The sequence below is a fragment of the Dermacoccus sp. CCH2-D9 genome (assembly GCF_001556795.1).
GTDB lineage: Bacteria > Actinomycetota > Actinomycetes > Actinomycetales > Dermatophilaceae > Dermacoccus > Dermacoccus nishinomiyaensis.
Genome location: NZ_LSJT01000108.1, coordinates 1 through 4,551, shown reverse-complemented (window position 1 = coordinate 4,551; position 4,551 = coordinate 1). Strand labels below are relative to the sequence as shown.

The 4,551-nt window shown below is 69.0% G+C and carries 3 protein-coding genes; 2 read left to right on the top strand and 1 reads right to left on the bottom strand.

The window, feature by feature from the left end; translation table 11 throughout:
• Positions 1 to 1,325, bottom strand: a 1,325-nt coding sequence (locus AX669_RS09535; protein WP_197418887.1) for a DivIVA domain-containing protein, incomplete at its 3' end; no start/stop codon positions are given.
• Between the two features lie 321 nt (positions 1,326 to 1,646).
• Between AX669_RS09535 and AX669_RS09530 the strand changes: the two genes are divergently transcribed.
• On the top strand, positions 1,647 to 2,279 hold the full coding sequence (locus AX669_RS09530; protein ID WP_062258096.1) for a TetR/AcrR family transcriptional regulator: 633 nt from the start codon (positions 1,647 to 1,649) through the stop codon (positions 2,277 to 2,279).
• Positions 2,280 to 2,441: 162 nt separating this feature from the next.
• A partial coding sequence (locus tag AX669_RS09525; protein ID WP_062258094.1) for an MMPL family transporter occupies positions 2,442 to 4,551 on the top strand: 2,110 nt, incomplete at its 3' end.

The window sequence follows — 4,551 nt, the reverse complement described above, 5'->3', positions numbered from 1 at the left end:
GTCCACGACTGGCCCATCGAAGGACGGATGGTCGCCGCGCGCTGATCGCCCGGCTCGGCCGATCGCTCGACGTGTTCGATCGTCACGTCTCGCGACGCCTCGTCGCTCCTGTCGTCGCCCTCGTCGGCGGACGCGACCGCGTCGCGGCCAGAATCGTCGTCAGCGCCCTCGTCGTCGATCAGCTCGTCGCCGGTGGCGGCGAGTCCGCCACCAACAGGGTTCACCTGCGCCGACGCCTGCGACGCCTCGCGTCGGGCCTCGTCGCGCGCGTCGGCAGCTTCGTCGAGCGGCTCCCCACCGACGGGGTTGATGCCCTGCTGGACGGTCCGTTCGTCATCGACGGCGTGCCCGTCACCCTCGACGGCGTCATCGACGACGCGGCCGCCCGCACCTGCCTCGACGACGTGCTCGTCACTAGGGCCGCGCCGCTCTGAGTCGCCCGCGGCATCTCCTGCATCGACCACACGCTGGGTGCGGTGATCGTCCTGAGCGCCCGCGTCATCATGCGCACCGAGGAATCCCCTCGCCGGGTCGCCCTCAGACTCGGCGTCGCCAGTCGCGAGAGCAGGCGCCTCGTGGTCAGCGTGCTCGTCGGCGTCATCCCACGATCCGTCGGGACGCACCCGCGGCACCTGCACGCCGGGCTCGGCGAGCCTCTCGTGACGGGTCTCGTCGGTCGGCTCCTCATCCCACGCGCCGTCGGGGCGAACCTGCGGCACGCGCACCCCGGGCTCGCCGAACGAGCCCCCACGCGAGTCGTCGACCTGGTCGTAGCCACGCTCGGGGGTGGGCTCCGCACCACCACGCTGATTGTCGGCGCCAGAACGAACGCCGTCGGTCACCGCGGCGCTCTGCCACTCGTCGTCGGCCCTGGTGTCACTCTGAACCGCGCCGCGCGGCGCGCCTGACGCGACGGCGAGCGCCGCGGCGTCACGGACACCACCGTCGTCGCGCCGGGGGTCGGCGAAATCGTCGTCGCTCAACCCACTCGCGGGCTCCCACTCATCGTCGGCGTGGAGCGTCTCGCCGCCGTTCGAACCGGAGGTCTCGGCGGCGAACAGGCGCTGAGCGACGCGGTCGAGCAGGTCGTCGACGTCGTCCATGTCGTAGCCGCCGCTGACGTCGGCGGCTCGCTCGGGAAACTCCGCCTCCACGACCTCGTGGGACGTCACGGCGTCGGTGACGCTGCCGTGGCCCTGCTCGAGCGCCGTCAGCGTCGCGATGACACGGTCGAGGAAGTCGTCCACAGCCACCTCGTCGTATCCCGGCGTGCCGGCCGCGGCGCGGCGAAACTCGGCGTCGTGCACCTCGCGAGCGGTGATCATGGCCAATCCCCTTCGTCGTGACGTGCGCCGTCGAACGGCGCTGTTCTCGACCGAGCCTAGCCACCGGCGGCGCGTTCGCCCATGCACCGCGCCGAGTCGTTCGGTGACGCCGGACGCGGCCGCCGATGCAGCCCCTTCACCGTGACGACCGATGTCCGCCCCAGGCTCCCTGCCCTGACGCCCGCCGCCACGCCCCGTCGCGCCATCGCAGCGAGCAGCACCCGCCGTGAGGCAGGTCACCCCCGCCGTAGTTGCACCTAGCGCGACGAAAGTGCAACATTGCACTGCTGAAGATTTCAGTGCAACAGTCGAAGGGGGCCCGTGCACACCACAGCCTGCACCCAGCCCGCGTCTCGCACGGCGCGCGCGATGCGGCATCTCGTCGAGATCCAGGAGGCCGCCGCGACCCTCGTCATCGAGCGGGGTTATGACGGTTTCACGATGGACGAATTGGCCGAACGCGTCGGCGTCAGCCGCCGCACCCTGTTCAATCACGTCCCGGACAAGGCCTCGGCCGTTCTCGGCCCGTTCGACGAGAACAACCCGCGCCCCGGGGCGCTCGAACTGTTCCTCGAGAAGCAGCCCCACGGCCGACTCGTCGACGATCTCGTCCACGCCATCGACACCGTCATCGCCTCCGCCGACGACCTGGACGCCACGAGCCCCGGACACCGCGCCCTCGTCAATCGGGCGATCATGTCCGACGCGAAAGTGATGCAACTCGTCGCCCACCGCTTCGAGGTCGTCGCCGCCATGCTGCGTGACGCCATCGCCCAGCGGGAGGGGTGGGAGCCGTCGGATCTGCGGGCCCGCGTCCTCGCCACGACGATGCTGAGCATGCTCAAGCTGACGCTCGACGATTTCGCGGGCGGTCAGGACGCTCCGCCGATCGACTTCACGACCCGATTCCACGAGGTGCTCGCAGCCGCCGTCGAGGTGCACGAAGAGCACTGAGGCAGCGACGCCCGCCCTCTCAGACCCCCATCAGCCCTTGTCCGTGAGCCCGCCCGATCGGCCCACGTTCACCACCCGTCTCGCACCACCGTCTCATCACCACCGTCTCGACGCACTGCGTCGCGCATCCTTCGTCCACCCGCCACTCGCAAGGAGATCGTCGTGGCAAACATCCTCTACCGCCTCGGGCGGACGGCTTACAAGAAGTGGCCGTTCTTCCTCGTCGGCTGGCTCATCGCGATCCTCGCGGTCGGTGGTTTCGCCGCCGCCAAGAGCAAGCCGATGTCCAGCGAGTTCACCATCCCCGGCATCCCGTCGCTCGAGGCGGCCGAGATGCAGAAGGAGCTCTTCCCCGACGCCAAGGCTGCCGACAAGCAGGTCAACGGCCAGATCGTCCTGAAGGCGCCGGCGGGTCACACGCTCTCCGAGCAGCCGTACAAGGGCCAGATCGACGCGCTCGTCAAGAAGTTGCAGAGCGCACCGCAGATGCCGAAGGGCGCTGAGGCGCAGACCATCGCGAACCCCGTCGTCGCCGCGCAGATGCAGAGCAAGCAGCTCGTCGCGCAGTCGATGAAGCAGGGCATGACGAAGGAGCAGGCCGAGGCGAACGCCCAGGCCCTGTCGCCGCTGTCGAAGGACGGGCGCATCGGCACGATCTCGTGGAACTTCGATGTCGAGAACGTCATGGACATCAAGCAGGACACGCAGAAGCAGATCCGTTCGGATGCCGCGGCCGAGGCGAAGAACGGTCTGACGATCGTCGCCGGCGGTCAGGGCATGCAGGAGATGATGCAGCCCGGCGGCACCTCGGAGCTCATCGGCATCGCCGTCGCGCTCGTCGTCCTCGTCATCACGTTCGGTTCGTTCGTCGCGGCGGGCATGCCGATCCTCAACGCCGTCATCGGGCTGCTGCTGGGCACGCTCGGCATCACGGGTGCGACGTACTTCTTCGACCTGCCGGAGACGACGACGGCGCTCGCGTCGATGATCGGTCTCGCCGTCGGCATCGACTACGCGCTGTTCATCCTGTCGCGTTACCGCAGCGAGCTGCGGCACGTCGACCGGACGAAGAACGACGAGCGTGCCCACGCGATGGGTCGTGCCCTCGGGACGGCCGGCTCGGCCGTCGTGTTCGCCGGTCTCACCGTCCTCATCGCGCTGTCCGCATTCTCGGTGCTCGGCATCGGCATGCTGACGGCGATGGGTCTCGGCGCCGCGGGCACCGTCTTCGTCGCCGTCATGGTCAGCCTGACGCTGCTGCCCGCTCTCATGGGCATGCTCAAGGGCAAGGCGTTCGGTGGGCGGGTGCGCAAGGACACGACCGCCGACGACTCCGACCACGACTTCGTCAACGGTTCGGTCCGACTCGGTCGCGGCATCCGCAAGGCTCCGTGGGCCGTCGCGCTCGGCGTCGTCGCCCTTCTGGGCGTGCTCGCGGCACCCGTGAGCAACCTGCACCTCGGCCTGCCCTCCGACGCCACGGCGGAGAAGAACACCGAGGCGCGTCAGAGCGCCGACCTGCTCGCCGAGGGCTTCGGCCCGGGCAAGAACGCCCCGATGATCGCCGTACTCGACGGACGTGACATCAAGGTCTCCGGCACGGACGCCGCGGCGCAGAAGGAACTCGCCGGCAAGCAGATGCAGGCGTACGGCAAGGTCGTGCAGTGGGCGTCGAAGGAGGACGACGTCGCCAACGCGCAGATCGTCCAGATGGCGAAGAAGGGTGACGGCGCCGTCGTCATGATCACGCCGAAGACGGGCCCCGCCGACAAGAAGACCGACGACCTGCTGACGCGCCTGCGCGACGGTCAGGCCGACATCGAGAAGTCGAGCAACGTCAAGGTCGGCATCACCGGCCAGACGGCGATCGCCGCAGACGTGTCGGAGAAGCTCAACGACGCGCTCGCGCCGTACCTCGCCATCGTCGTCGGGCTCGCGTTCGTCCTGCTCGTGCTCGTGTTCCGTTCGATCGTCGTGCCGCTGCTCGCGACGCTGGGCTTCCTCGCCTCGATCCTCGCGACGCTCGGCGTGACGGTGAAGCTCGTCCAGGACGGTATGTTCGGCTGGTTCGACCCGCAGCCCATCATGAGCTTCATGCCGACGCTGCTCATCGGCATCGTGTTCGGCCTCGCGATGGACTACCAGGTCTTCCTCACCACGCGCATGCGTGAGGCGTACGCCCACGGCATGGACGCACGCGACGCCATCATCGACGGTTTCCGCCACTCGGGCCGCGTCGTCGTCGCCGCCGCGCTCATCATGATCTCGGTGT